This window comes from Pedobacter ginsenosidimutans (assembly GCF_001442625.1).
In the GTDB taxonomy this organism is placed as follows: Bacteria; Bacteroidota; Bacteroidia; order Sphingobacteriales; family Sphingobacteriaceae; genus Pedobacter; species Pedobacter ginsenosidimutans.
This window is the reverse complement of record NZ_LMZQ01000005.1, coordinates 36,343-61,851: the sequence shown is the minus strand read 5'-3', so window position 1 is coordinate 61,851 and position 25,509 is coordinate 36,343. Positions and strand designations below refer to the sequence as shown.

At 37.3% G+C, this 25,509-nt stretch carries 17 protein-coding genes; 15 read left to right on the top strand and 2 right to left on the bottom strand.

Going from position 1 to position 25,509, the window contains the following annotated elements:
• The first annotated feature begins 85 nt into the window (after positions 1-85).
• The 3 genes from ASU31_RS08655 to ASU31_RS08645 all read left to right on the top strand — a co-directional run bounded on the left by ASU31_RS08655 (position 86) and on the right by ASU31_RS08645 (position 4,478).
• Positions 86-1,339: a DUF2130 domain-containing protein gene (locus ASU31_RS08655; protein ID WP_057931961.1), complete on the top strand. Its 1,254-nt coding sequence runs from the start codon at positions 86-88 to the stop codon at positions 1,337-1,339.
• A gap of 161 nt (positions 1,340-1,500) precedes the next feature.
• On the top strand, positions 1,501-3,645 hold the full coding sequence (locus tag ASU31_RS08650) for a glycoside hydrolase family 97 protein (protein WP_245224510.1): 2,145 nt from the start codon (positions 1,501-1,503) through the stop codon (positions 3,643-3,645).
• A gap of 356 nt (positions 3,646-4,001) precedes the next feature.
• Positions 4,002-4,478 carry an acyl-CoA thioesterase gene (locus tag ASU31_RS08645; RefSeq protein WP_029280108.1) on the top strand — a complete coding sequence of 159 codons (477 nt, stop codon included), beginning with the start codon at positions 4,002-4,004 and terminating at the stop codon, positions 4,476-4,478.
• Positions 4,479-4,703: 225 nt separating this feature from the next.
• Here ASU31_RS08645 and ASU31_RS08640 read toward each other — a convergent pair whose 3' ends face one another.
• Together ASU31_RS08640 and ASU31_RS08635 are read right to left on the bottom strand one after the other, a co-directional pair.
• The gene (locus tag ASU31_RS08640) at positions 4,704-6,455 is read right to left on the bottom strand and encodes an ATP-binding protein (protein WP_057931960.1); all 1,752 of its coding nucleotides are present in this window, start codon (positions 6,453-6,455) and stop codon (positions 4,704-4,706) included.
• Between the two features lie 595 nt (positions 6,456-7,050).
• The gene (locus ASU31_RS08635; RefSeq protein ID WP_057931959.1) at positions 7,051-7,572 is read right to left on the bottom strand and encodes an NADPH-dependent FMN reductase; all 522 of its coding nucleotides are present in this window, start codon (positions 7,570-7,572) and stop codon (positions 7,051-7,053) included.
• 180 nt (positions 7,573-7,752) lie between these two features.
• Between ASU31_RS08635 and ASU31_RS08630 the strand changes: the two genes are divergently transcribed.
• The 12 genes from ASU31_RS08630 to ASU31_RS08575 all read left to right on the top strand — a co-directional run bounded on the left by ASU31_RS08630 (position 7,753) and on the right by ASU31_RS08575 (position 25,495).
• Positions 7,753-8,556, top strand: coding sequence for a ParA family protein (locus tag ASU31_RS08630; protein WP_029280114.1), 804 nt, complete (start codon positions 7,753-7,755; stop codon positions 8,554-8,556).
• Between the two features lie 7 nt (positions 8,557-8,563).
• Positions 8,564-9,472 (top strand): ParB/RepB/Spo0J family partition protein, encoded by a 909-nt coding sequence (locus tag ASU31_RS08625; RefSeq protein ID WP_029280116.1) that lies wholly within the window; start codon positions 8,564-8,566, stop codon positions 9,470-9,472.
• Complete coding sequence (locus ASU31_RS08620) at positions 9,472-10,197, top strand: DUF5683 domain-containing protein (protein ID WP_057931958.1); 726 nt, start codon at positions 9,472-9,474, stop codon at positions 10,195-10,197. The genes ASU31_RS08625 and ASU31_RS08620 overlap by 1 nt, the downstream gene beginning before the upstream one ends.
• A 114-nt stretch (positions 10,198-10,311) precedes the next feature.
• Positions 10,312-11,046 carry a 4-hydroxy-tetrahydrodipicolinate reductase gene (gene dapB, locus ASU31_RS08615; protein ID WP_057931957.1) on the top strand — a complete coding sequence of 245 codons (735 nt, stop codon included), beginning with the start codon at positions 10,312-10,314 and terminating at the stop codon, positions 11,044-11,046.
• 130 nt (positions 11,047-11,176) lie between these two features.
• On the top strand, positions 11,177-12,370 hold the full coding sequence (lepB, locus tag ASU31_RS08610; RefSeq protein ID WP_057931956.1) for a signal peptidase I: 1,194 nt from the start codon (positions 11,177-11,179) through the stop codon (positions 12,368-12,370).
• Between the two features lie 148 nt (positions 12,371-12,518).
• The gene (locus ASU31_RS08605; RefSeq protein ID WP_057931955.1) at positions 12,519-13,709 is read left to right on the top strand and encodes an ROK family protein; all 1,191 of its coding nucleotides are present in this window, start codon (positions 12,519-12,521) and stop codon (positions 13,707-13,709) included.
• Positions 13,710-13,815: 106 nt separating this feature from the next.
• Entirely contained in the window at positions 13,816-17,172 is a 3,357-nt protein-coding gene (locus tag ASU31_RS08600; RefSeq protein ID WP_209434975.1) for a SusC/RagA family TonB-linked outer membrane protein, read from the top strand.
• Positions 17,173-17,192: 20 nt separating this feature from the next.
• The gene (locus ASU31_RS08595) at positions 17,193-18,794 is read left to right on the top strand and encodes a SusD/RagB family nutrient-binding outer membrane lipoprotein (RefSeq protein WP_057931953.1); all 1,602 of its coding nucleotides are present in this window, start codon (positions 17,193-17,195) and stop codon (positions 18,792-18,794) included.
• Positions 18,795-18,852: 58 nt separating this feature from the next.
• Positions 18,853-19,440 (top strand): redoxin domain-containing protein, encoded by a 588-nt coding sequence (locus ASU31_RS08590; protein ID WP_057931952.1) that lies wholly within the window; start codon positions 18,853-18,855, stop codon positions 19,438-19,440.
• Entirely contained in the window at positions 19,440-20,774 is a 1,335-nt protein-coding gene (locus ASU31_RS08585) for a c-type cytochrome (protein WP_057931951.1), read from the top strand. Before ASU31_RS08590 ends, ASU31_RS08585 begins: the two co-directional genes overlap by 1 nt.
• Positions 20,775-20,826: 52 nt before the next feature.
• Positions 20,827-24,177: a VCBS repeat-containing protein gene (locus ASU31_RS08580; RefSeq protein WP_209434974.1), complete on the top strand. Its 3,351-nt coding sequence runs from the start codon at positions 20,827-20,829 to the stop codon at positions 24,175-24,177.
• Positions 24,178-24,187: 10 nt separating this feature from the next.
• Complete coding sequence (locus ASU31_RS08575; RefSeq protein ID WP_057931949.1) at positions 24,188-25,495, top strand: vanadium-dependent haloperoxidase; 1,308 nt, start codon at positions 24,188-24,190, stop codon at positions 25,493-25,495.
• The last annotated feature ends 14 nt before the right edge of the window (positions 25,496-25,509 follow it).

Genomic DNA, 25,509 nt, shown 5'->3' with positions numbered 1-25,509 from the left:
TTATACATTGATAAAAAGCTTTAATATCTTTACCAATAAAAAAACCTTGGTGTGCTTTGCGCCTTGGTGGTTAAAATAATAATCAATGCCTACCGAAATAAAATGCCCCAACTGTGCCCATGTTTTTCCGATGGAAGAAGCCATGGCCGAAGATTATAAGAAAGAGTTACGTGAGAAAGCGGCTGCTTATGCAAGGCAGAAAGATGAAGAATATCAACGTAAACTGCAAATTTTCGAATCTGAAAAACAGCAGCAATTGAAAGCTTTTGATGCTAAACTTGCTGAAGAGAAAACCAAACTTAAGGATAGTCTGGAGGAAAACCTGCGTAAAAGCATTTCGGCTGATTTTGAAACCAAACTGCAAATGCTGGAAGGTAATGCGAAAGATAATGCCGAAAAACTAAAGCTGGCCCGTGAAAAGGAACTTGAATTTTTACGTCGCGAGGAAAGCCTTAAAGTAAAGGAAGAAGAAATGGAGCTTGCATTTCAACGTAAAATGCAAGAGCAGCGTAACGAGTTGGTAGAACAGATCCGTAAACAAGAGGCAGAAAAAAATAGTATTAAAGATACAGAACACCAATTGCGTTTAAAGGAATTGGAAAAACAGCTCGACGACCAGAAAAAATTGGCCGAAGAAATGAAACGTAAAGCTGAGCAGGGCAGTATGCAATTGCAGGGCGAAGTTCAGGAATTGATCTTGGAAGAACTACTCCGTACCAATTATCCTTTCGATTTAATTGAAGAAGTTGGTAAAGGAGTGCGTGGTGCAGATTGTGTACAAGTGGTGCGTAATCAATTTGGACAGGAATGCGGTAAAATTATCTACGAAAGCAAGCGTACCAAAGATTTTGGGGGCGATTGGATCGAAAAACTGAAGAAAGATATGCGGAGCATGGGTATTGATGTAGCGGTAATCGTGAGTCAATGTTACCCAAAAGGCATGGATTGTTTCGGGCAGCGCGATGGGGTTTGGATCTGCTCTTTCGAAGAAGTAAACGCTGTAGCATACGTGTTGCGTGAAGGTATTTTGCGCTTGGCCGGTGCAGTAAAATCGCAGGAAAACCGCGGCGAAAAAATGCACATGCTTTACGATTACTTAATGGGAGCAGAGTTTTCAGAACAATGGAAAGCCATTAGAGAAGGTTTTATGAGTATGAAACTATCTATACAACGAGAGCGTGATGCGATGGAGCGCTTATGGAAAGCACGTGAAAAGCAGTTAGAGAAAGTATTGTTAAATGCTACACACATCCGTGGTTCGATAGAAGGCATTGCAGGTAGCGATAGTGTGCAGTTGAGTTTGACTGACGATGACGATGATACCTTGCTTTTAGAGTAACTCGCGGTACGTCATCCCATCCCGATTTTTATATCGTATCGTCATCCTGAACTTGTTTCAGGATCTATTTGAGTGAACCGACATTGCTCATCGCCATGTGTGGACTGGAAACCGCAAGTTCTAATGTATATAAATAGTAATAACAAAAAATAAGTGATAACATGAATAAAAAACCTAACCAATACCTTAACCGCTCTAAAATCCTTACTTTAATATGCACTTTGCTCTTTTTTGGGAATGTCTTCGGGAACGTTCCCGAAAAGGATTTGAAGTCGCCGGATGGCAATCTGGTGGCCAGCTTTGCTTTGGCTGAAGGGGGAGTACCTACCTATAACTTAAAGTACAAAGGAAAAGACGTTATTAAAACCAGCAAGCTGGGGCTTGAACTTAAAGATGGTAAATCGTTACTGGATGGTTTCACTATTACTGATACCAAAACGAGCACTTTTAACGAAACCTGGAAACCGGTTTGGGGCGAAGTAAAAGAAATTGTAAATCATTACAACGAACTGGCGGTAACTTTAGCGCAAAAGGAAACTAACCGCTATATAATTGTGCGTTTACGCTTGTTTAACGATGGTTTAGGCTTTAGATACGAATTTCCGGAGCAAAAAAACTTAGACTATTTCGTAATTAAAGAAGAGAAAACCCAGTTTGCTTTAGTTGGCGATCATAAAGCTTTTTGGCTTCCTGGTGATTATGATACACAGGAATACAGTACGGTAACCTCCAACTTATCAGAAGTAAGAGGTAAAATGAAGGCTGCTATAACGCCAAATGCTTCACAAACTACTTTTTCGCCAACGGGCTTACAAACACCGTTGATGATGAAGAGTAAAGATGGTTTGTACATCAATATCCATGAAGCGGCACTGATCAACTATTCGCTAATGTCGTTAAATCTCGACGATAAAAGCATGGTGTTAGAGTCGTGGTTAACCCCCGATGCCGTTGGCGATAAAGGTTATATGCAGGCACCATGTTTATCGCCCTGGAGAACCATTATTGTAAGCGATAAAGCAGGTGATATTTTGACCTCAAAGCTAACCTATAACTTAAACGAACCAACAAAATTTAAAGATGTATCGTGGATAAAACCAACCAAGTATGTAGGTGTTTGGTGGGAAATGATTACAGGCAAAAGTACCTGGGCCTACAACGATTTAACCAGTGTGCAACTAGGTGTAACCGATTATGCCAAAACAAAACCTAATGGGAAGCATGCTGCAAATACCGCACATGTAAAAGAATATATCGATTTTGCTGCTAAAAACGGATTAGATGCTGTTTTGGTTGAAGGCTGGAACGAAGGCTGGGAGGATTGGTTTGGTAAAACAAAAGATTATGTATTTGATTTTGTAACGCCCTATCCCGATTTCGATGTAAAAGAATTACACCGTTACGCCGCAAGTAAAGGTATTAAAATGATTATGCACCATGAAACTTCTTCATCTGTACGTAATTATGAGCGCCATTTAGATACCGCTTATAAATTTATGAAAGCCAATGGTTACGATGCCGTTAAAAGTGGTTATGTAGGCAACATAATCCCGAGGGGAGAACATCACTATGGCCAATGGTTAAATAACCATTACCTGTATGCCATTCAAAAAGCAGCGGAATATAAAATTATGGTGAATGCACATGAAGCTGTCCGTCCCACGGGTTTGGCGCGTACGTATCCGAATTTAATTGGAAACGAATCGGCAAGAGGAACAGAATACGAAGCTTTTGGCGGCAATAATGCCGATCATACCACCATTTTACCTTTTACGCGTTTAATTGGTGGTCCGATGGATTATACCCCTGGTATTTTCGAAACTAAAGTAAGTGTTTATAACCCCGAAAATACCTCTTTTGTGCACAGTACATTGGCCCGCCAGCTGGCACTTTATGTTACCATGTACAGTCCTTTGCAAATGGCCGCCGATTTGCCTGAAACGTATAATAAATATATGGATGCTTTTCAGTTTATTAAAGATGTGGCGGTAGATTGGGACGATACCAAAGTTTTAGAAGCAGAACCAGGCGATTATATCACTTTTGCGCGTAAAGCTAAAGGTAAGAACAACTGGTTTGTGGGCCGTACGAATGATGAGGTGGCCCGAACATCTAAAATCGACTTTAGCTTTTTGGATCCTGGTAAAAAATATACTGCAACCATTTATGCCGATGCAAAAGATGCCCATTACGAAACCAATCCTAAAGCCTATACTATCCGTAAAATGGAGGTAACTAACAAAACTAAATTAGTTCAATATTGTGCACCTGGTGGGGGGTACGCGATTAGTATTATGGCGAAATAATTAGACTAGTGGTGTCAGTTGGTAACAACTGACACTCTTCTCTTCTAGTCGTAGCGTCTCGCTACGACTTTTTTATTGTTTTTTTGCCACGGATGTACACAGATAAACACGGATTAAAAATTTATTTCAATATCTATCATGCTGGTCAGATTCTGAGATGAACTCAGGATGACGGCCGCTAAGAGAGTTCTTGTTGGTGGTGTCAGTTGTTACCAACTGACACTTGATCAGATGCCATTATTATTGTATTATCGAGTCACCTTGACAGATCATAACAGCTGACTGCAGGAAAATAGCTTATTTTATAATATCTTAGCAAAGACATTAAAACCAAGCAATTTAAACGTACCATTATCATGCCCAGAACCAAAAACCATATCGAACTTCAATTTTTAAGCGAACCCTCTGATGTTAATTATGGAGGTAAGGTACATGGTGGGATGATGATGAAATGGATTGATCAGGCTGCTTTTGCTTGTGCCTTGCAATGGAGTCAGACTTATTGCGTAACAGTTTATGTTGGGGGAATCCGTTTTTTTCATCCTGTTCATATCGGACACTTGGTTAAAATGGAAGCACGGATTATTTACACAGGTAAAACCAGTATGCATATTGCTGTTGATGCTTTTTCAAAACCTGTTGGGCAGACCGATTTTGTTAAAAATACACACTGTATTATTGTTTTTGTTGCAGTAGACGACGATGGGCAGCCAAAAGGAATCCCAGCTTTTAAGCCAAAAACCGAAAAAGAAATTGCCATGCATGGCTACGCCATTAAATTAATGGAACTGCGTAAAAGTATTGATAAAGAAATGGAGCCGTATATCGTATAGCGCTGGGCGGCATAGTCTCTCCGGCTTTAACCACAGAGAAAACAGAGGAAGGCACAGGGTACACAGCGTTAATTGTTTGGCTATTCTATTTCTGATGCTTTAGCCTTTGTTATACTCTGAAAGCTTGGTGTTCTCTGGCAAGCGAATAGTTGTGCTATCTATACTGTTTATGCTCTGTGCGCCTCCGTGAAAAACTCAGCGCACCCGGTGGTGAAAAAACGAAACCTACTCCACAACTGGCAAGCTGAAACAAAACTTGCTGCCTTCGCCAATGGCGCTTACCACCCATATTTTCCCATTTTCGGCTTCAATAAAATCTTTAGAAATGGCAAGGCCCAATCCTGAGCCCGATTTATTCTGACCATCGGTTGGTACCTGGAAATACCTGTCGAATAATCTTTTCTGGTATTTTTCGTCAATACCTTTTCCAAAATCGCGCACAGAGAACTCGATAGACTTATCTTTTTGGAAAACATCAATGATTACCTTAGATTTTTCTGAACTGTACCGCAATGCATTAGATAAAAAGTTAACCATTACCCAGGCCGTTTTCTGGATATCGGCATTCACATTCGGCAAGTTCTGACTGCAGTTTAGCACCAGTTGAATCGATTTTTGTTCAGCCTGAAATTTAACGGCATCAACGGCATAACTTACAATTTCTTCGGGTTTGGTTATGGCAAAAGTGAGTTTTAAATTACCGGTTTCTACCTGCGAAAGATCTAAAAGTTCGCTGGTGATTTTTAGCAGTCTGTCGCTATCCTCTTTGATGTGGTTGAGCAGCTCATGCTGTTCTTCGTTCATGGCACCCACACGCTCATCGTTTAGCAATTTCAAGCTCATTTTGATAGATGATAGCGGTGTTTTTAACTCGTGTGAAACCGTAGCGATAAAATTTGTTTTGGCTTCATCGAGCTCTTTAAACTGCGTAATATTTTTTAATGTATAAACGCTTCCTGCGGATCTAGAAGAGGCAATTAAAGTGTTTTCATCCTGCTCTTCATAATTTGGGATGATGATTTCGCGGTTTTCCAGCAAGAAATAAGATTCTTTATCATCAGCATAAATTTTTAAAGTATTATCATCGGTTTCGGGTTTAATGATCCGTTTAAGCAACTCGTTCTTTTGCATCAGTTCGGCCACGTTTTGGCCAATAACCTTATCTTCATCAAGACTCATTAGTTTTGCAGCCAGATGATTTAGAAAGAGTACTTCTCCCTTTTCATTTAGACCGATTATAGCATCCTGCATTTGTGCAATAATGGCTTCAATACGCGATTTTTCGGATTTAATTTTAGATAAGTTGCTGTTTTCCCATTCGTTTAGTTTAACCACCATCCCGTTAAAGGATTCTGCCAGTTCTGTAAACTCATCTTCGTTTTCGAAATGCAGGCGTTGTTTATAATTTTTACGACTGATCTGCTTAATCGCTGCACTAAATTCGGCAAGAGGGTTCGCCACAAAACCTGGAAAGTTTACAATGAACGTAAAGAGGATAATAAAACTCAGGGTAGCGGCAATCATGATGTAGAGGTTTGCTCTTGATGAGGTTTCGTTAGCCAATTCATTTTTATCGTAAATGGCCTTCATATTTACCTGTTCGATATTTTGCAAGGCAACGCGTAAATTTTTAATGCTATTTTCTTTAATGGATAACAATTGTGAGCCATTTAGCATGTTAAAAGCCGTTTCTAATTTCTGGAAAGCCACTTTTTCGCCGGGTTCGGTAATGTTTAACCCTTCGTTTTTCAAGTTTTCCCTAAATACAGCCAGTTGAGTACTGCTTAATGGAAATCTGTTCTGATCGATCACATTGCGCATAGCGGCAACATATTTCAACGATTTGTAGTTGTCTTTAAGGATTACCTTCGATTTATCGGAAAGCTCGTTTAAAAAAAAGAGCGCGATTAATCCGAAGGATAAAACGATTATAAAGAGAAACCCGAATCCGAGGCGGAGCTTGGTCTTGATTTTCATGACTTTTTTTGTTTAACCATAAAGGGCGGAGAGGTTTTCGCTATTAACGCAAAGCAATTTCTCTCTTTTTTTGTGGTAAAAATAGGTTATAATTAAATTTGTTTCCTGATTAACTAAATATATAACAAAGGTTAAATAAATAGCATCTGTTTAGCCTGTAGTCAATAGCTATGCCAGTAGATCTGGGTGTTTCTTAAGTTGTTGTATTTTAGGCTGATAAGGTGTTTTGTAATTATATTAAGCAAAAAAACCTTTTCATTTTGGTAGGGTTTTTATCATTTTGAACCATTTGCTTCTGAAGGTTTAATGCGCTGTTTTACGTTCCTAAACCTGATTGCAATGGAAAGCCCGTAAGCGAGGAATCCCGATTCATCGGGACGGACTTGGAATGAGAAGCAGGACTGACGCTCCTATGAAATGCAGACTGGGCTTTCCAAAAGAAGATCAGACTATTATTTTTTGGAAAGCAGTTTTAGTAACATTTAGGTTGATGCATTCCCGCTGTACGCTTTACTGCGTGCCGCTTCCATCGGGTTTAGGAGGCACGGTCTGTAATAAGATTTGGGGCTGCAGGGGGCAAAAAAATGAACGGCGATTAGAATTTGATAAATTTTTCTATCTGCTCGTTGGTAAACTTGATTGTATCCGGATGATTGAAATTACCCTCTGCATCTAACTCGGTTTTAATATTCGGAATATGCAAACGTAAGGGTAAAATATGCAGATGAATATAATGACAAACACCTGTGAAATGATCTACACCGCGGATATTGCCATATTTACCAGAAGAAATTCCGACTAAAGCAGCCTTTTTATCATAAAAACTATCAGGAAAATTACAGGCATCTATTAACACTTTTAGTACACCTGGGTAGCTTCCATTATACTCTGGCATGATAAATAAAAACTTTTTGGTGTTATTGATCATGTTCTGGATTTCTTGAAAAGCTTCTGATCGTTTGCCATACATATCCGTATTCAAAACATCTATAGGCAGGTGCTCCAGGCTGAACAAATTGGCATCAGCTCCTTTTTCTTTTAGTTGCCTTTGGTAATATTTAGCAACTTTTAGCGTATTGCTATTGGGCCTGTTAGTTGCAGCTATAATTGTGATCATGGATAATTGTTAATAAGATGTGTAAAACCCAAACACGCTTCTTGCTAAAATTGCCATATAGTTTGTATCTTAGCTGATTGTGAAAAAGGCCGTAAACGACGCAAAAATAGAACTTTTTGCCAATTAAAACGCATAAATAACACAGCCCAAATAAACGTTAAGTAAATTTCGGATACATAGATGAGCAAAATTATTGCATTAGCAAATCAAAAAGGTGGTGTTGGTAAAACAACTTCATCTATAAACCTGGCTGCGAGTTTGGCCGTATTAGAATACAAAACTTTACTGGTTGATGCTGATCCTCAGGCAAATTCGACTTCAGGTATCGGTTTCGATCCCCGGAATATTAAAGATAGTATTTATGAGTGTATCATTAATGATATCGATCCTTTACAGGCCATCCAAAAAACGGATACACCAAATTTAGATTTACTGCCTGCCCACATTGATCTGGTTGGTGCGGAAATCGAGATGATTAACCTGAACAACCGCGAGTACAAAATGAAAGCGGTTTTAGAGAAAATCAAAGATCAGTATGATTTTATTATCATCGATTGTTCACCATCTTTAGGTTTAATCACCATCAATGCTTTAACAGCGGCTGATTCAGTTATTATTCCTGTTCAGTGTGAGTATTTCGCACTAGAAGGTTTGGGTAAATTATTAAATACCATCAAAATTGTTCAGAACCGTTTAAACCCTGATCTGGAAATTGAAGGTATTTTACTAACCATGTACGATGTGCGTTTACGTTTATCAAACCAGGTTGTAGAAGAAGTAAAAACACATTTTCATGAACTGGTTTTCGATACCATTATTCAGCGTAATACACGTTTAAGTGAAGCACCCAGTTATGGCGTTTCGGTAATTATGCACGATGCCAATTGCAAGGGTGCCATTAACTACCTTAATCTTGCCCGCGAAATTGTAAAGAAAAACGGCCTTTTAAAGGAAGAAGAAAACATAGGAACAGCAACTTTATAAATTATAGATGACATCTTTTCAGCGAAAAACAGGTTTAGGAAGAGGGTTAAGTGCGCTTTTAGATGATAGCGAATCTTCTCATCCGCCGAAACAGCAGGTAAATGCTGTTAGCGAAACCGAGCAGATTGGCAATATCAGTCACGTAAGTTTAACTGAAGTTGAAACCAATCCATACCAGCCACGTACCGAATTTGACCAGGTAGCTTTAAACGAGCTTGCCGATTCGATTAAGATACAAGGTTTAATACAACCCATTACGGTTAGAAAACTTGGCGCAAACAAATACCAGCTCATTTCTGGCGAGCGTAGGTTCAGGGCTTCGAAACTAGCTGGCTTAACACAGATTCCTGCTTACATCCGCAGTGCCAACGACCAACAGATGTTGGAAATGGCCTTGATCGAAAATATTCAGCGCGAAAATTTAAATGCCATTGAAGTAGCATTAAGTTTCCAAAGGATGATTGATGAGGTAGGCTTAAAACAAGAGCAATTAGGCGAACGGGTAGGTAAAAACCGTACAACGGTTACCAATTACCTGCGTTTGCTAAAACTTCCTCCAGCTATTCAGGCTTCCATCCGCGATCAGAAAATTAGCATGGGGCATGCAAGAGCCTTAATTAATGTTGATGGTGTTGACAAACAATTGTTTATCCACCAGGAAATTCTAGAAAAAGGATTATCGGTACGTAAGGTAGAAGAACTTGTACGTAATTTGCAGCATGTACCTTTAAAAGGCAGCGAAAAATCGAAAGAAAAAGCTGTTTCTTTTCAATATCAAAAATTACAGGACGATCTGGCTTCTAAATTTGCTACCCGCGTAAAGTTAAAAGTAAGTCAGAACGGTAAGGGTGCTATAGAAATACCTTTTATGAGTGATGACGACTTAAACCGGATTTTAGAGTTATTAGACTGGTAATGCAAAAGACTAAGCTTTTAATACTGGTTGCTGCATTTACATTTTTTCTTGTAAACTTAGCCTCGGCGCAGGTTAAGGATACGGTATTAAAACCTGCTGATACTTCGAAAATTAAATTATCTAAATCGTTAGATACTGCGGCTAAAAAACCGATGACCAGAAAGGATTCGATGAAAGCCAAGTATGTTAATCCGGGCAAGGTTGCCGGTAGAAAAGCGGTTTTCAGATCGATGATTATACCTGGGTGGGGGCAATTGTACAATATACAACTGCTTAAGGATGGTTATGGTACAAGAGCCGGAAAAAGCCAGTTTTTTCAAAAGCTATATACCGGTGGTAAAATTGCAGCTATTTATGGTGGCATAACCGTACTTACCATGTCGTATATCGAAAGTAGCAAACAATATAATTTAGCGTTAACAGAATTACAGTATCGCGACTCGCATAGTGATCAGCCTGACCCTAACGGCCCTTTTGGCAGCCGCTATTCTACTACAGGCATAACCCAACGTAAAGATACCTATAGAAGAAATAAACAGATTGTATTGTTCTCCTACGGTTTGGTTTATTTCGCCAATGTAGTTGATGCCTATGTTGCAGCCCGTTTGCATTTCTTCAATATTGATGATAACCTTTCTTTTAAGGTAATGCCATCAATGATTAATACCAATTCGATGTATGGTTTCAATGCAACACCAGCATTGAAAGTATCACTAAAATTTTAATATCTAATCATCATGGATATTCAATATAGGATACTACATTTGAAATCATAATTGTTTATCCGCTGCTAAGGGTTAGATATAACAAGAATAAAAACTGAAAATAAACATAAACACATGAAAATTGCGCTTTTAGGATACGGTAAAATGGGGCAGATTATCGAAAAATTTGCAGTGGAACGTGGCCACGAAATTGTTTTAAAAATAACGATTGATAATCAGGAGGATTTAACCAGACAAAATTTAAAATCAGCAGATGTAGCTATCGATTTTAGCACACCTGATTCGGTTTTAAAAAACATTGATGCCTGTTTTGACGCCAATGTGCCAATAGTAGTAGGTACAACCGGCTGGTATGGCAAACTCCAGGAAGTTAAAGACGATTGCAACAACAGTAACAATACTTTACTTTATGGGTCTAACTTTAGTATTGGCGTAAATTTATTCTTTAAGCTTAACCAAACTTTGGCCAAGCTGATGAATAACTACCCGGCATATGAGGTTCAGGTAGAAGAAATTCATCATACGCAAAAACTAGATGCTCCAAGTGGTACAGCCATTACCCTTGCAGAAGGGATTGTAGACAACCTGGACAGAAAAGAGGAGTGGTTAAATGAAGTGGTAGGAACTGATGTTGAATTGTTTCCGAAAGCGGAACAATTGCTGATAGAATCGCATAGGATAGAAAATATTCCAGGTACACACACTGTAATTTACAGTAGTGAGGTAGATGAAATAGAAATTAAACACACTGCTCATAATAGAGCTGGCTTTGCTTTAGGTGCTGTTGTGGCTGCAGAATGGTTGAAAGATAAAAAAGGATTTTTCAGCATTACTGATATTTTTGAATAAAGTCCAAAGCCTAAAGCTGAAAGACCAAAGCACAATATAATCTGTGAAATCACTAAATCTGTGAAATCACACCGAAGGATTACAGATAACAGGTAGCCGATTAATAAATCGCAAACCAAAAATAAGATATATGAATTATAAATTCTGGCAACGAAAAAAAGATGCCCCAAAGAAGAAAAAAACTAAAACCCGTGAGTGGGTTGATGCAATTGTTTTTGCAGTAGTAGCAGCAACCATCATCCGCGTATTTTTTATTGAGGCTTACACCATTCCATCTGGTTCGATGGAAAGATCTTTGCTTATTGGCGATTTCCTTTTTGTGAGTAAAGTTAATTATGGTGCACGTATCCCGATGACTCCGGTTGCTTTTCCTTTTGCTCACCATACTATGCCTTTAACTACTTCTACCAAAGCTTACTGGGATGGTGTGCAATGGAAATATCATCGTTTACCGGGTTTATCTAAAATTAAAAGAAACGATGTAGTGGTATTCAACTTTCCTGAAGGAGATACTGTGGCAGTTGAAAACCAGGCAGAAAGTTATTACGCATTAGAACGCAGCATGGGCCGGCAGCAGGTGAGGAGCACATTTACGATAATAGACCGCCCGGTAGATAAACGTGAGAACTTTATTAAAAGATGTATAGGTATTCCGGGCGATGTAATTTCGATGAGCAATGGTATTGCCAATGTAAATGGCAAAAATGAGCCTTTAAAAAACACGGGTATGATGCCATATCGCATCGAGTTTAAAACCATGGACTTTAATTATTCTGTGCTTGATGAATTTAAACTGAATTTAGGTGGAACACCTGCTATTGCAGATAAGACATACGTTGTAGATGCATCTCCAGAAATTGCAGAAAAATTAAAAACATTTGATTTTGTGAAATCAGTTACCTTAAGTCCTGATCCTGCAGGAGCTGTTCCGGGAGGTGTTTTTCCAAACGATCCAAACAGGGTTTGGAACAGGGATAACTTCGGGCCAATTAAAATCCCTTCAAAAGGATGGACGGTTAAAATCGATAGTAATACCATGCCGCTGTATTACAGGGCGATTAGAACTTATGAAGGAAACAAAGTAGAGCAAAAAGCTGGTGTTTGGTATATTAATGATAAAGTAGCCACTACTTATACTTTTAAAATGGACTACTATTGGATGATGGGTGATAACCGCCACAATTCGGCTGATTCGCGTTATTGGGGTTTTGTGCCTGAAGACCATATTGTAGGTAAAGCTTTATTTGTTTGGATGAGCTGGGATAGTACGGCATCTTTATTGCATAAAATAAGATGGAGCAGGTTGTTTATGGGGATCCATTAATAAAATATAATTCTTTAAAAAGGGCGGATAATCGAAGATTATTCGCCCTTTTTGTTTATGGCCAATTGATAATTAACTTTTAAAAAAAATTAAAAAGTATTATGATGTTTTAAAAATATTTTTTAAGTTTGATCTGTAATCAAATATCATGTCTGTAATTGTAGAGAAAAATCAGCGCCTAAGGGCTGGTATTATTAAGCATTTATACTATAAGAAATCGCTATCACTTACAGATTTGAGTAAGCTGACGCAAAAGAGTTTGCCTTTGGTTACCGCTGTAGTTAATAATTTGATAGCTGAGGGCTATATTATAGAAGAGGGTTTTGCACCATCAACAGGTGGCAGAAGGGCTGCAATGTTCTTGATCAATCCAAATTTGAAAAAATATATTGTAGCCATTGCAATGGATCAGCTAACATCCAGGTTAACCATTTACGACCTTTCAAGAACAATGGTTACACCAATTCGGACTTTAGAGTTTGAACTGTCATCAAAAGAAAGTGATATTGGCGACCTTGTAAATTTCATCAACACCAGTATCGATCAATCTGAAATCAACAGAACAGATATTTTAGGGGTTGGTATTGGTATGCCGGGTTTTGTTAATGCCGATGAAGGAATTAACCACTCTTTTCTTAAAGTTAAAGAAGGAACAACCTTACAGAATTATCTTTCTTCTGAAATAAATTTACCTGTATATATAGATAACGATTCTAGTTTGATTGCACTGGCCGAATTAAACTTCGGAGAAGCTGTTAATTTAAAAGATGTAATGGTGGTTAATATTGGCTGGGGAACAGGTTTGGGAATAATTGTAAATGGTAAATTATACCGGGGCAGTAGCGGCAGTGCTGGTGAATTTAGTCACATCCCACTTTCAGACAGCGATAATTTGTGTTCTTGCGGCAGAAGAGGCTGTTTAGAGGTTGATACTTCCTTATTGGTAATGGCTAAGCGGGCAGAAGAAGCAATAGCCGGAGGTGCTGAATCGAGTATGAAAAAACTGTTTAAAGACAAAAGTAAACACCCTGCAGATCATTTCTTACATGCTGTAAGTCAGCAAGATCCTGTGGCCATATCAGTATTGGCTAAAGCTATTTTTCAATTGGGCAAAGGGGTAGCCACATTAATCCATCTTTTGAACCCTCAGTGTATTGTTTTAAGTGGAAGAGGAGCTAAGGCAGGTAAAATGCTTTTGCCACCAATCCAACAAGCCATCCATGAGTTTTGTATTCCACGAATAGCCGAACAAACCGAAATAAAGCTCTCTACCCTGACGGATGAAGCTGAATTATTGGCTGCTGGGAGTTTGACAGTAGAGTATAATCAATTTGATTAAAGAGATTCTTAAACATAAAACCAATGTATATGCAAAAATAAAAATCAACTTACCAAGTCTCACAATACTACCTTAAACTTATTTTAAACTAACTAAACTAAAAATTATGAAAAAAATGTACTTAAAGTGTCTAAGTATGTTGTTGTTATGTTTTTTAACAATAACAGCTTTTGCACAGACGAATATTACCGGTACGGTAAAAGACGCGTCCGGTGATCCCATTCCTGGGGTAAGTGTTCTCGAAAAGGGAACTCAAAATGGAACTTCTACCAACGCTGACGGTAGATTTACACTTACAGTAAAAGATGGCGCTAGATTGATTTTTAAATCTATTGGTTTAGTCACTCAAGAAGTTGCTGCCTCATCAAATCTAGCCATTGTAATGCACGATGATTCTAAAGCACTAAATGAAGTTATTGTTACTGGTTTTGGTGTTAAAAAAGATGTCAAAAGACTAAGTTATTCAGCAACAGCCGTTGGTGGTGCAGAATTAGCCCAAGCAAATAACGCCAATGTGGTAAATGCTTTACAAGGCAAGGTAGCTGGTGTTATGATTAACCAAGGTGCCAGTGGCCCTACTTCTTCTTCAAGGATTAGAATCAGGGGAAATTCATCGTTAAGTTCAAATACACAACCTTTAGTTGTTTATGACGGAATATTGCTGGAGCCAGGTACATCTGGAGCAGACTCATGGGGCGATGCTGCAGATTTTGGTAATATCATGAAAAACATTAACTCTGATGATATAGAGAGTATTAGCGTATTAAAAGGAGCGGCCGCATCGGCATTATACGGTTCTAAGGCAGCAGGCGGAGTATTATTAATTACTTCAAAAAAGGGTAAAACTACCAAGGGCTTGGGAGTAACTGTTTCTCAGACTAGCTCTTTTGATGATGCCTATAAATTTGTAGACCTTCAAAACGAATATGGAGGTGGAATTTCTCCAGTATTTGCTAAAGATGCTAACGGAGTTGATATTGTTGATCAATCTGCAGGTTACTATGTAGGTGGTTATTCTTTTGGGCCTAAGTTGGATGGTAGAATGGTTAAGGACCTAGATGGAGTAATGAGACCATGGGTAGCGAATAATCCGTTAGATTATTTTAATACTGGAAAGTTTATCAATACAAACGTATCGGTAGAGGGTGCAAACGAAAACACAACATACCGGTTAGCCTATACCAATTTATATAATTCTAGTGTTTTACCAGGTAATAATCTAAAAAGAGATGCGTTTGCCTTTAGAGTAACCAGGGTAATTTCAAAAGCAATTTCAGTTGATGCGAGTATAAATTATACCATGTCGAATTCATTGAATCCGGCAAGACAAGGAAGTGCGAATAACCCTTTATTTGCATTTACTTACTATAAACCTAGAAATGTTGATTTAGAGACCTATATCAATAATAATATCAATCCGGTAACAGGAGGAGCTTTAGGTTCTAGTAATCGAAATCTTTACGACCCATATGGCATAGGATCATTTGCTTATGGACTTCAAAATGATAATAGAACTCAGAAGGAAAACAATTTATTGGCCAATATTGATGTAAACATCAAAATTCTTCCATGGCTTTCGGCTTTGGTAAGAACCAATACAAACTTTTATAATATTGCTTATGAAAGAAAAAATAGAGGAGCTGGTGTAGCCTTTTCAGGTGGTGATTATGAAATAACACAAAATACCAATAAATCTTATCGTATTCAAGGCTTATTAAATGCGAGTAAACAGTTATCAAGTGATTTTGAATTGAATGCCTCAATAGGAGCGGAAACCTATCAAAAGAACTTGGGTAACTCTGCTTTTTACAACAGATCCTACACTAATGGTGGGCTTAAAATTCCTGATGTATACTCTATCGCTAACTCTATCAATCCAGCATCAACAACGGCCTATCCAAATTTAGGGGAACGTACAGATGCGGTTTATTTGTATGGAGATATTACCTGGAAAAACATGTTAACCTTAAACTTTAGTGGTAGAAATGACTGGTCATCAGCACTTACCTATATAGACGGTCATGGTAATTATTCATACTTCTATCCAAGTGTAGGATTGGCCTGGATATTCACCGAGTTACCTGCATTCAAGAATAGTTCCTTATTATCTTTTGGTAAGATAAGAGCATCCTATTCTTACACAGGATTATCGGCCATGCCACAATATACTAATACAGCTGGTTACTATAGGTTACAAGATGGTACTTTTAGTAATGCTAATGGTGGTAATCAATCGGTTTATGGATTTAGTGACAATATTCTTAAAAACAATAATTTAAAGAATGAGTTAACTAAGGAACTTGAAATTGGAACCAATTTAGGATTCTTAAAGAACCGTATTAACATTGATTTTGCTTATTATAAGAAAAACTCTTACAATCAAATTTTAAGTTTTTCATTACCGCAAGAATCTGGAGTTAGTTCACAAGCTTTAAATGCAGGTAATATCCAAAATCAAGGTATTGAAATCTTGTTAACTGCTAAGCCAATTGTATCAAAAGATTTTAATTGGAATGCATCAGTTACTTTTACACGTAACCGCAACAAAATTTTAGAATTGGCACCTGGAGTTGAAAATTATGACTTAGATTTAGCTTTTGGTAATGACATCACTTCAGTTGCCAGAGTAGGCGAACAATATGGTTCGCTGATCACAGGTTCTGCTTTTTCATATTATCAAAAGAAAGACGCAAGCGGTAATCCAATTGCCAGCCCAAGTAATGGCAAGAAAGTAATAGGTAATACTGGTTATGGAACTACTGGTGGTTATTACACCTATGTAAGATCTCAGGATTATGATGGTACCAAGAAAAATTTGGGTACTATGATGGAGAAATATCTTGCAAGTACCAGACAAGAATTATCTTATAAAAACTTTACCTTAAGCTTTCAAATTGATGCTAAAATTGGTGGTTTAATGGCTTCAGGAACCCATCAATATGGATCAGCCAATGGTTCGTTCGCCAATTCACTTTTTGGAAGGGATGAAGCTTCAGGTGGTGTAACTTATACCGATGCAAACGGTGTAGTGCAACATGATGGTATTATTCCTGATGGTGTATTAAATGATGGATTAAAAGCTAATGGAGTAGATTTAGGTGGAATGACTTATGCAGATGCTGTTAAACAAGGTTTATTAAAACCAATACCGGCTTATGCATATTATGAAAATTTAAGTCAATGGTCTAGTGGTATCAGAGAGTATTCGGTATTTGAAAATTCTTGGGTGGCGCTTCGCGAAGTAACTGTAGGATACACCGTGCCTAGCAAATATTTAAGTAAACTGAAAATAAATACTTTAAGCTTAAACTTAACAGGTAGAAATCTAGCCTATTTGTATAAAACGGCTAAGGATGGTATTAATCCTGAAAGTATTTTTAGCAATAGAGCAGGTGCTTTTGCTGAATATGGAGGCTGGCCTTTGGTTAGAAGTTTAGGTTTTAATGTTAGGGCATCGTTCTAATTATTTAAAAAAATACAGATATGAAGACTATAAATAAAACAAAAATATATTTCCTGATGGTTTCAGCTTTGCTTGTAGCGGGCGGTTGTAAAAAGGAAAGCTTTGTAGAAGCAAATTTAAATCCTACTACGTTATACGAAGTTAAACCTGAAGATCAGTTTCTTCGTGCGGCAGTGGGTTCGCAAGATGATTTCGAGTATTTTGCCGATGTTTATCGCGCAGCCAATCTATGGATGCAATATGCGACCTTAAGTACAGGAAATGGATTGAATTTTAATAATGTTGGTTCACAATTCAATACCCGGTATGGTAAAATATTTTATGGCAGATTAGGTCCAGCTTTGGTCGATGCTATAAAGAATATTGAACAAATGCCTGACGCTGATAAAAATGCAAGAGTACACATGAAAGCAATTTCGCAGATACTTTTATCATATTATGCATTTTATGTGAGCGATATCAACGGAAGCATTCCATATGCTCAAGCTTTTCAGGCAAGGTATGGTGGTACTACAACTCCTGCATATGATACTCAACAGGCAGTATTTGCAAAAGTTGATGCAGAATTAAAAGCAGCTGTAGCTACTTTGAAAACCACACCAGCAGGTCAGATCAGTCTTGCCGGAAATGATCCGTATTTCAATGGTGATGCAACACTTTGGGCTAAAGCAGCAAATGCTTTACGTTTGAAAATAGCTATTCGCTTAATAAAAGTTGACCCAACTAAAATGAAAGCAATTGCGACTGAAGTATTAGCAGATCCAGTTCAGATGGCAAACGTTAACGATTCGTGGATGCTTAAGGTTGGCCCATCGTATGCAGATGGTGCTGGAAACTTTAACCCTGGAAATTTTGCAGCAGGTAAACCGGTATTAGATTTTCTTGTTGCAAAAGGCGATCCTAGATTATCGGCCTTCTATCGTCCAAATGCAGCAGGAAATTATGTTGGAAGTTTTACTAGCCCTGATGAAGCAAAATTACCTGCAAACGCACCATTGTACGCTTCTATAGATAATTTATCACAGTTGCAACACAGGTTATTTACACCTAATTATAACGAGGCCGACGGCTTAGGTGCTGGAACAGGCAAAGGATTTTATCCTGTTTTAACTTACGCAGAATATTGCTTTATACGTGCAGATCTTGCAGCGCGTGGTGTTACTACAGATGTTGCAGAAACGTGGTATAAAAATGGTGTATATGCGTCTATTCAATTTTACAGTGATAGGGCTGTTGATGCGAAAGTGGCAAACTTTAACGCGGTAACTATTCCAACAATCGATACATATTATAACAAAGTTGGAATTAAATACGATGCAGCTAAAGCTACTGATCAAATCGCCTGTCAGGCTTATCTCGATCTTTACAGACAGCCATTAGAAGCTTGGGCTTGGTGGAAAAGAACTGGCTTTCCCAATACTACATCGGTTTTAGCATGGTCGGAATTAAAAGCCAATGGAAGTGTATTACCATTAGCTCGTAGAGCTGGTATAGACTTGTTAAGTACCACTAATTTAAACTATGCAAATCAGCAGGCTGCGATTGCCGAAATGGCTAAAAATCCTGATTTTGGTGCCGGACCAAATGATCCTTTTGGTCGTGTTTGGTGGGATAAAAAATAATCACTAAATTAAAAGAACCCTTAGTCATTTTACTAAGGGTTCTTTTTAATTAAAAGCAATGAAATTATCTAATGTTTTTATTCGATTGAGTTTTTTGCTCGCTATCGTTATTTTTCCTGTTTTTATCAAAGCTCAGGAAAATTTAATATCCCCTGCAAAAATAAATGCGATTAAATTAATCAATTTAACAGGTAAAGAAAGTCGAATTAATTTAAACAAAACAACAGTCATTGTCTTTTTAAGCCCCGAATGTCCGCTATGCAAAAATTATTTACCAGGCTTGGTAAAACTTCAAAATGCGAATAAAAGCATCAATTTTTACGGTGTAATCCCAGGTACCAGTTATTCAATAAAAGAAATAAACGAACTTAAAAATGAATATGGTATCAACTTCGATCTGTTAACAGACAAAGACAAACGATTATCAAAGTATCTAGGTGCAACCACTACACCTGAGGTTTTTTTAATCAATAAAATGGGCGCCATAACCTATAGCGGATTAATCGATAACTGGTCTTCCTCGCTTGGACAGAAACGTTTGGTAATTACCGAAAAATATCTCGAAGCAGCTATAAAAGACCTGTCAAATGGCAAACAAACTTTTAAAAAAACGATTCCTGTAGGGTGCTTAATTAACGACATATAATGGATTCAAAATCTTTAGTATTATCAAAAGTTATTACCATTATACTTGGGATATTCATTTGCATAAATCATGTAAGTGCCCAAAAGGTAACTTATTATAAAGATGTTGCATATATTATTCAAAATAAGTGCCAGCCCTGCCACAGACCTGGAGAAGCTGCTCCATTTGCTTTATTAACCTACGAGGATGTTGCAAAAAGAGGCTCTTTTATTAAAAAGGTAACTCAATCTGGTTATATGCCGCCTTGGAAACCAGATAACCACTACAGACTATTTAAGAATGATAGATCATTAACGGATGAAGAAAAGCTAACTATAGCCAAATGGGTTGATGCGAAAATGCCCATGGGCGATATTAGTGAAATGCCCAAAAAACCAGTTAAAACATATATAGATGGCACCCAATATTTTAGAAAACCGGATCTTGTTTTAAAAACGAATAAACCATTTAAAGTTTTAGGTGATAACAAAGAGCGGTTCATTGTTTTTAAAATCCCTTTCGACATCGGCACTGAAAAAAATGTAGAAGCAATGGAGTTTTTTTCATCCAATAAAAAGGTAGTGCATCACGCTAACTTTGCTATTCATCCCGTAGCAGATGATATAGATATTAACCAAGGAGCCGATTTTTTAAATTTAACAGAAGATGATAGGACTAAATACTCACAGTATTTTCCTTTTAAGAAAACAATGACCTATTACGGGGGGTGGATTCCAGGGACATCTTATGAATCTTATCCAAATAATTTTGGTTGGGTGATGCCTAAACGTGGCGTTATATTATTAACTATACACTTTGCTCCGGTTTCAAAGGAGGAAGAGAATATCTCAGGAGTAAATTTCTTTTTCAAAAAAACACCAATTGGGCGGAAAGTAGAAGTAATTAGCTTAGGTTCTGCCGGTGTAGGCGAAAAATCTATTGAACCTTACTTTTTTATCCCCGCGGAGTCAGTAAGAAAGTTCGAACTAAAAATCACAACACCGCAAGATCAATCTTTATTATACATTTGGCCGCATATGCATTACCTGGGTAAGATATTCAAATCATACGCAGTAACGCCTAAGAAAGATACAATACAACTCGTTTCAATTCCATCCTGGGATTTTAGATGGCAAGAAATTTATCAATTTAAAAATTTAGTAAAAATCCCTAAGGGCTCTATACTAACAATAGAGGGCACTTACGACAATACAAAGAGTAATCCAAACAATCCAAGTAACCCGCCTCGAAATGTTTATTCGGCCAACGACATGAAATCTACCGATGAGATGCTGACCATGTTACTTGTGTTTTTGCCCTATAAAGAAAATGATGAACAAATACAATTAAAATAAGGCTTACCACCAACTGTGTAATTTAATTTTAGCTTGATTTATAAAAAGTACCATGAAAATAAGACTATGGCTATCAGCACTTTTTTTCTCAATGCAAGCTGCTGTTGTTAACAACGCTAATGCACAACAGCCATTATTTACCTTATTACCAGCAAAGGAAACAAATATCAGTTTTGTGAATAGCGTAATTGAAACGGATTCATTACACGTTATGAACTATGAATATTTGTATAATGGATCGGGTGTTGGAGTAGCCGATTTTAATGGCGATGGTTTGTCAGACATTTTTTTTTCATCAAATGCATCAGATCATAAATTATACCTTAACAAAGGAAATTTAAAATTTGAAGATATTACGAATAAAGCAGGTGTAAGAGGAAATGGTACCTGGGGAACAGGGGTATGTATTGCTGATGTAAATGCAGACGGCTTACCCGATATATATGTAAGTCATTCCGGAAAATTCCCTGACAGTAAACTTAAAAATGAGTTATTTATTAACCAGGGAATAAAAGGTGGTATGCCTGTTTTTAAAAACATGGCAGAGGTTTACGGCCTTGATGCAATAGGAACCCAATCTACACAAGCAGTTTTTTTTGATTACGACAAGGATGGTGATTTAGATATGTTTTTGCTGAATCATTCAAACCAAACATATAAACCTTTTTTAAACACTAAAAAAGTACGATCTACCCCAAATATGAAATATGGGAATCGTTTATTTAGAAATGATTCTAAAAACAATCAACCTCATTTTGTAGACGTTACGTTAACCTCAGGGATTATAAATAATGCATTAAATTTTGGACTGAATGTGGCGGTAAGCGATTTGAATAACGATGGCTGGCCGGATATTTATACTTCAAGTGATTATACCGAGCAAGATTGCCTTTATATCAACAATAAAAATGGCACTTTTTCAGAAAGTATCAGGAAATCTATCAAGCATATCTCCAAATATTCAATGGGTTCAGATATTGCTGACTATAATAATGATGGCCGCCCAGATATTATTACACTCGATATGCTACCCGAGGATAACCATCGGCAAAAATTGCTGAAAGGACCAGATGAATATGATCAATATCATTTGCTAATTGATAGTGGATATTATCAACAGCAAATGAGAAATATGCTCCATTTAAACGAAGGACTTGCCGAAGATGGCAGCTTACGTTTCAGTGAAATTGGGCAGCTTGCAGGCGTTTCTAATACAGATTGGAGTTGGGCACCTTTATTTGCTGATTTTGACAACGATGGATGGAAGGATTTATTTATTACTAACGGGTATTTAAGAGACTTTACTGATATGGATTTTCTGAAATATACCGTTGCAAATGCTCAAAAAGAATCACTTAAACAAGGGAGTTTGAAATTTCAAACCTTCGATCTGGTGAAAAAAATGCCATCGAATAAAATCTCAAATTATATTCTTTCAAACAACCATGATTTAACTTTTACCAACAAAACTGTGGAATGGGGCATTTCAACACCTTCCGTTTCAAATGGTTCTGCCTATGCTGATCTGGATAATGATGGTGATCTGGATTTAATTATTTGTAATATAAACTCACCGGTAATGGTGTATAGGAATAATTCCGATTTACTGAAATCGAATTATTTAAAAATTAATCTTATTGGAGCAGGATCAAATACAGCAGCAATCGGAGCTAAAATTTATATTAAAACAGATGATAATTTACAGTATCAGGAAAAGTATGTAGTACGTGGTTATCAATCAAGTGTAGATCAAATCAATTGTTTTGGTTTAGGTAAAAACAATAAAATAAATTATGTAAAAATAGTTTGGCCTGATGGGAAAGAAAGTTTGATTGAAAATATACAATCAAATCAGACGCTAACGGTTAAGCAGAATGAAGCTGCAACCAAAAAAGAGAATATTATTACACCAAAAGCAATATTTACAGATTATACCGCAGAATCAGGCTTGGATTTTAAACATCATGAAAACGATTTTATCGATTTTAAAGGCGAAACCCTTTTACCCTATCAACTATCTAAATTTGGACCTGCCCTAGCTAAGGCCGATGTTAACAAAGATGGAATAGAAGATGTTTTTATAGGAGGGGCAATTGGTCAGGCAGGTAAATTATTCTTGGGCGATAAAGCGGGGAATTTTAGCTCTTCTCTAAGTCAACCCTGGGAAGAAGATAAAGCAAGTGAAGATGTAAATGCCGTTTTTTTTGATGCAAATGGCGACGGGGCTTTAGATTTATGGGTGGTAAGCGGTGGAAATGAATATGATGAAAATGCCCCAGAGTATCAGGATCGATTATATTTAAATAATGGGAAAGGTATTTTTAATAAGGCACAAAATGCATTGCCAAAAATGTGGAGTAGTAAACAGGCCATAAGCATTGCTGATTTTGATAAAGATGGAGATTTGGATGTTTTTGTAGGCGGTATGAGTAAACCAGGATCTTTCCCGCTCTGCAGTAAAAGTTATTTATTACGTAACGAATCAAAAGGCGGAGAGGTAAAGTTTATTGATGTAACCAAAGAACTCGCCCCAGATTTGGAGTATGCAGGTATGGTTGTTACTGCTTTATGGCAGGATTTGAATACTGATGGATACCCAGAACTGTTAATTGGCGGTGATTGGATGCCATTAAAGAAATTCAAAAATGATAAAGGGGTTTTAAAATATGATAAAGATTCTGGACTAGAAAATTCAGATGGTATGTGGAGTAAAATTGTACCGATGGATGTAAACAAGGACGGGGCAATGGATTTTATTGTTGGTAACTGTGGTTTAAACAATCAATTTAAAGCCAGTAGTAAGCAGCCAGTAACTGTTTATGCCGGTGATTTTAATAATGATGGCGTATTAGATCCAGTTATGTGTTATTACATTCAAGGACAAAATTATCCAATGGCTTCCAGAGATGAGCTACTTGATCAGATGGTTCAATTAAAAAAACGGTTTCTAAATTATGCCTCTTATGCTGATATCACAATAGAACAATTATTTACTCCAGAGCAGTTGAGTAAAAGTCAAAAATTTTATTGTAAACAACTGGAAACCTCCATTTTATTAAACGATGGAAGTGGAAAATTTACAATTAAGACACTTCCAATCGAGGCGCAGTTTTCGAGAACATGGGGTGTGGTTGTAGATGATTTTAATAAGGATGGGAAAGATGATATCCTTTTGTCGGGAAATTTTTACCCATATCGGGTTCAGCTCGGTCAGACAGATGCAGGTTTGGGCTTACTTTTAGTTGGAAATGGAAAGGGCGATTTTAAAGTGGTGCCCTCTTATGATTCAGGATTGTATATAGATGGTGATGTTAGGAATATGATTGAGATTAAGGGAGCAATCAAAAAAATTATTGTTGTTAAAAATAATGATAAGGTCCAGCTTTTAAAGACTACTAATTAAAACCAGTATCATGAAGATATATCTATTTTTGTTTATCTGTATTTCAACCAGTGCTAGTGCTCAGTGGTACAAAAGCGAAAATGATCCTTTACCATTGCATAGGTCGCAAAAGGCACTTTCTGATATCATTGTAAGTGATATATTTTCTCCGCCGGTTGCGAGTAGAATTTTTGTTTATGCAAACATTGCTGCTTACGAAATTCAGGCGAAAAACCATAATCAGTTTCAATCTTTAAAAGGACAGTTGAATAGCTTTAATGGCATTCCAAATGCAGATAAAAAACAAATTAGTTATTCAGTCGCTGCAACTTACGCCTATTGGCAGATTGGAAAAAGGCTTGTCTTTTCAGAGCAAGTGGCCTTAGATAGTTTAAACAGCATACTTTCATGGTATAAAGCTAAGGGCTATCCTGATACAGTAGTACAAAATTCAATTTTATATGGTAAAACGGTGTCTGATACGGTTTTAAAATGGGTCGATCAGGATAAGTATAAAGAAACACGTAAATTAAGGCGATATAGTTTAGTAAAGCAAGAAGGCAATTGGGCCCCCACGCCCCCTGGCTACATGGCAGCTGTAGAACCTTACTGGAATAGAATAAGGCCTCTTGTGATGAAAACTGCTGATCAATTTAAACCTGCAGCTCCTCCTCCTTACAGTAAAGATAAAAACAGTACTTTTTATATCAATGCCAATGAAGTTTACACGGTTGGTAAAAACCTGGATAAAAAACAGCTTGATATTGCTAAATTCTGGGACTGTAATCCATTCTTTTTGAATCTGAACGGGCATATGAACTATGCTACAAAAAAGATATCACCCGGAGCGCACTGGATTTCGATAACTGGCATCGCCTGCAAGCTAAAAAGTTTTAATTATGTTCAAAGTAGCTTTGCTTATACATCTACCTGTATTGCATTATTTGATGCCTTTATCAGCTGTTGGGATGAGAAATATAGAAGCAATTACATTCGGCCTGAAACATTTATTGATGCAAATATCGATGAAAATTGGCGGCCAATTTTGCAAACACCTCCATTTCCCGAATACCCGAGTGGACACAGTGTTGCTTCAACATCAGCAGCCTATGTGCTAACCAAAATATTTGGTGATAACTTTAAGTTTCAGGATAATACTGAGACTGATTTCGGATTACCCGTGCGAAGCTTCACTTCTTTTAATCAAGCTGCTAATGAAGCCGCTATTAGTAGACTTTATGGCGGTATACATTACAGACCGGCCATTGAAAATGGTCAGATTCAAGGTAGAAATATCGGAGCATATCAGACCGAAAAAATTAAAATGAAAAAAGATTAAGTTAAAAACAGAAT